The sequence below is a fragment of the Candidatus Parvarchaeota archaeon genome, from assembly GCA_016866895.1.
In the GTDB taxonomy this organism is placed as follows: Archaea; Micrarchaeota; Micrarchaeia; order Anstonellales; family VGKX01; genus VGKX01.
In genome coordinates this window covers 1-3,956 of record VGKX01000116.1, presented here as the reverse complement: position 1 = coordinate 3,956, position 3,956 = coordinate 1, and the positions used below count along the sequence as shown (strand labels likewise).

At 51.1% G+C, this 3,956-nt stretch carries 4 protein-coding genes; 3 read left to right on the top strand and 1 reads right to left on the bottom strand.

Going from position 1 to position 3,956, the window contains the following annotated elements:
- A partial coding sequence (locus FJZ26_04680) for a hypothetical protein (protein MBM3229700.1) occupies positions 1–943 on the top strand: 943 nt, incomplete at its 5' end.
- A 7-nt stretch (positions 944–950) separates the two neighbouring features.
- Here the strand turns inward: FJZ26_04680 and FJZ26_04675 are convergent.
- Entirely contained in the window at positions 951–1,262 is a 312-nt protein-coding gene (locus FJZ26_04675) for a hypothetical protein (protein ID MBM3229699.1), read from the bottom strand.
- Between the two features lie 99 nt (positions 1,263–1,361).
- On the opposite strand from FJZ26_04675, the gene FJZ26_04670 reads away from it, so the two are divergent.
- Both FJZ26_04670 and FJZ26_04665 read left to right on the top strand, forming a co-directional pair.
- Complete coding sequence (locus tag FJZ26_04670; GenBank protein ID MBM3229698.1) at positions 1,362–1,928, top strand: hypothetical protein; 567 nt, start codon at positions 1,362–1,364, stop codon at positions 1,926–1,928.
- Positions 1,929–2,006: 78 nt separating this feature from the next.
- On the top strand, positions 2,007–3,956 hold a 1,950-nt coding region (locus FJZ26_04665; GenBank protein MBM3229697.1), incomplete at its 3' end, for a hypothetical protein.

Genomic DNA, 3,956 nt, shown 5'->3' with positions numbered 1-3,956 from the left:
GCTTGCAAAAAGCAGCCACAACCCCTCAAGCCTGCCACAAGGCGTAAGCCTGCACAATGCAGGGCACATACTTGGCTCGACCCAGATACTTGTTGAGACAAAGCAGGAAAGGTTTGTCTACACCGGCGACTTGAAAACAGAGGACTGCCTGATTGTCAGGGGCGCGGCGCCTATCGAGTGCGACACGCTTGTGATTGAGGGAACGTATGCAAACCCCCAAGCCAGGTTTGAGCAAAGAAATGAAGTTTACCAGCAGATGGCATACTGGGTTGAGAAAAGTTTTGCAGCCTCCAACCTGCTTTTTGGCGCCTATGCGATAGGAAAGGCCCAGGAGCTTGTGAAATTCCTAAACACATATTGCAAAATCACGCCTGTTGTTGATGGGGACATAGCACGGGCGTGCCAGGTTTACAAGTCAAACGGCATAGCCCTTGAATGGGCTGATGCCTCAAGCCAGCAAGGCCAGCAGGCGCTTGAAGGCGACTTTGTGGCAATTGTCCCGCAAAGCCGCATCGGAGGAGGAATTGCAAAGAAACTTGAGGCAGCGCATGGGGCGCCGATTAAGACTGCGGTTGCCACAGGCTGGGCTGCAACAAGAAAGTTCGGGACTGATGCTGCGTTTGCCCTTTCAGATCATGCAGACTACAACCAGCTTGTTGAATATGTGCTGGCTTGCAAGGCAAAAAAGGTCTATTGCACGCACGGAAACGAGCAACTTTTTGCAAGGGAGCTGCGAAAGCTTGGGATTGACGCGCACGCGGCTCCTGGAAGGCAATCATCTGAAAAACAGGAAAAAGAGCAGCCGCTGCAATCCACCCTTGAAAGCTGGAGCGAAAGTGGCTCGGAAGGCGCGTGCAGCTGTGGAGAAAACACGCAGCGCAGCCAGGCACTTGTGCTGGCACAGGCAACAGGTGGCGCCAGGAAAACATGGCATGGGCTCTAAGCCGCAATTATTTGCCGCACGCCTTTTTCAGCTTCTCGTAGTTCATATCGGAGATTTCAAATACAAGGTCAAAGTTGCCGCCAAGCTGGTCAAAGACATGGAGATTTGCCTTCACGCGGCCCAGGGGGAGGCTTTCCATCCTGTCCATTGACTTGACAAAGCCAAATGGGGACTTGATGCGATCATCCATGTGCCTGATTGAAAGACCGTTTTCGCAAATTGCTATTTCCCCTGCGCAGTCAAAGCCGCCTCGGTAGATGGGGAGCGTTTCAATTGTCCTTCCCAGCTGCGGGTCTGGTTGCGCCACATTCAACTTCATCGATAACACCTCTTGAGTTGCACTTGAACAAGGATTTGTTTTATAGAAAAGCTGATTTGCAGAAGAATTATTATAAATGCAAAAGTGCAAGGAGATTGCATGCGAAAGCCAAAGGGCGCGTGTTTTGCCAGGGAAGAGCGGTGCTTTAGGGGGCAGGCCGCACTTGAATATCTTGTCACTTACGGCTGGGCAATATTCATTCTCATTGTGATTATAGGAATAATACTTGCAACCGGGATATTTTCCCCGGCAAACTTCATGTCAGACGAGTGCAACTTCCAGCCCGATTTTCCCTGCAGCACATTTGTCCTTTATAACGATGAGACTGTAACCCCCACCCAAACAGTAGTCCTTTTCAATGCAACAAACGGATTTGGCTTTCCAATAAAAATCACCGGATTTGGCGCGACTGTGGCCGAAGGCTGGCCTGCGCCTACAGCAACCCTCATGCCTTCTGCAGGAACTGTCATCAGGCAGGGAGAGCCAATGGGCTTTTCAGCAAAATTCACGCCGCCCACCATCCCCTCGCAAGGCACAGTAAGGACAGTTTATGCCAACCTTACGTTTGTCAACTGCTACCTTGACACGGCAACATGCTCCGACCCGTCACTGCCAACCCACACGATTTCTGGAAGGATTACGGCAAGGGTTTTGACAAAGGGATAGGCAGGCGCACGCAGTGTGGCAAAAACCCTCCGATTTTTGGTATTTCTTATAAACTTTCTTCTTGACAATACAAGGCATATGGAATACCTTGCAAGGATAAAGTTCCGCGGCTTCAAGTCATTCAAGCGCGCGGAGGCTACTTTTTCACCAGGATATGTCGCCCTTGCAGGACCAAACGGGAGCGGAAAATCAAATGTCACGGACGGGATAAGGTTTGCCCTTGGCGAGATGGCCCTAAAGTCACTGCGGGCAAAAAAAGTCCCGGAACTTATCAACACAGGCTGCAAGCAGGCGGAAGTCGTGCTGTATTTTGAAGGCGAGCGCAAGCTTGAGGTGCGCAGGGCAATCAGGCCCGACGGAAAGATAGCATACCAGCTAAACGGCAAGGGTACAACCCGTACTGGGCTTTTGGAGGCATTGCGCCTTCATCGCATTGAGGCCGGAACGCACAACATAATCGCACAGGGGCAGGTCCAGCAGATAATAGAGATGAGTTCAAAGGAAAAGCGCGAGATAATAGACAGCGTGGCAGGCATCTCCGAATATGAGGCAAAGAAAAAGGAGGCGCTTGGGGAGCTTGAAAAAGTCGAGGGGAGGATTGGCGAGGCCAAAATTGTGCTTGCAGAGCGGGAGGGCTTTTTGGTGGAGCTTGAGCGTGAGAAGGACAGCGCGCTTGCATATAAGTCTGCGCAGGAAAGCCTCAGGGCTGCGCGAGGGACCCTTGTGTGCAGGGAGCTTGAAAAGCTTGAAAATGAATTCGAGTCAGTCCATGCAAGGATGATTGAGGGGAAAAAACTCCTTGAGTCAAAGCAAGCGCAGCTTTCAGGGGTGTCAGGGGAGCTATCCGAGCTTGAGGCCAAGCGAAGCGCCCTTTTCGAAAAGATAAACCAGCTTTCAAAAAAAGACTCGTCAATGCAGGCCATTGCAACCCTCAAGGCATCAATAGAGTCTGCCGGCACGGCAATTAAGGAAAAACTTGAGGCCGCGCAAAAGCTCGTATCTGGCATGAGGGGGATTGATGCAAGCATTGAGGAAATGCAGCAGGAGATGGGGAAAATTGAGGAAAAGGCGGCAGGCCTGAAGCTTGAGGCAGACAGGGTGCAAAAGGAGATTGACAGGTTTGACTCAAAAAGCAAGGAGGGCAGGCTGGGCGCGCAGATTGAGAACCTGAAAAGCGAGATAGGCATGATGGCAGCCCAGATTGAGCAGAAAAAGGAGGAGGCAGTGCGCCTGGATGCCGAAATATCAAAAATAGAGGAGCTTGCAAGGTTCAGAAGCGAGGAGAAACAGAGGCTTAGCGTGCGGGGGGGCAGCCAGGAGGTTGATGCCCTAAAATTCACAAACGAGCTTGAGACGCTAAAAAAAGACATTGCATCCCTAACTGCCGAGATAGACAAGCTTTTTGCAAAGGAAAAGCAGACGAACAAGGAAGTGCCTGAAATTGAAAAAGAGCTTCTTTTGGTCAGGGAAAAAGTCACAGTGGCAAGGGTCAGCGCCCAGGCATCTGGCACAAGCCCGGCCCTTGTTGCAGTAAAGGAGATGAGGCAATCTGGGGCAGTCAGGGGGATATACGGAACCGTTGGCGAGCTGATAAAATTTGAGGAGGAGCATGCAACTGCAATAGAGGCTGCGGCAAACGTGAGGCTCAATTACATAGTAGTTGACAGCATTGAGGTTGCAGGAAAGGCAATTGACTACCTCAAGCAAAGAAAGGCCGGCAGGTGCACTTTCATTCCGCTTGACAAAATCAGCCCCGGCGGGCTTGAGCAGGCAAACTCAATGAGAAAAGCTGAGGGTGTCATGGGGCCGCTTCTTGATTTTGTAAGGTTTGAGGCAAAATACTATGGCGCAATGGCATACGTGTTTGGCGACACTGTTCTAGTCGAGTCATTTGCGGCTGCAAAAAAAATCGGCCCTGGCAAGATAAGAATGGTGTGCACAACAGGGGAGCTGTTTGAAAAATCAGGGACGGTGTCGGGAGGGTTTACAAGGCCAGTTGCCTTTGCCCGCTCAACCCTTGAAAAGCTT

Bases quoted from the DNA above. Each gene is read 5' to 3' on its own strand.
- FJZ26_04675 (MBM3229699.1), bottom strand. From the start codon at position 1,262: ATGAAGTTGAATGTGGCGCAACCAGACCCGCAGCTGGGAAGGACAATT.
- FJZ26_04670 (MBM3229698.1), top strand. From the start codon at position 1,362: ATGCGAAAGCCAAAGGGCGCGTGTTTTGCCAGGGAAGAGCGGTGCTTT.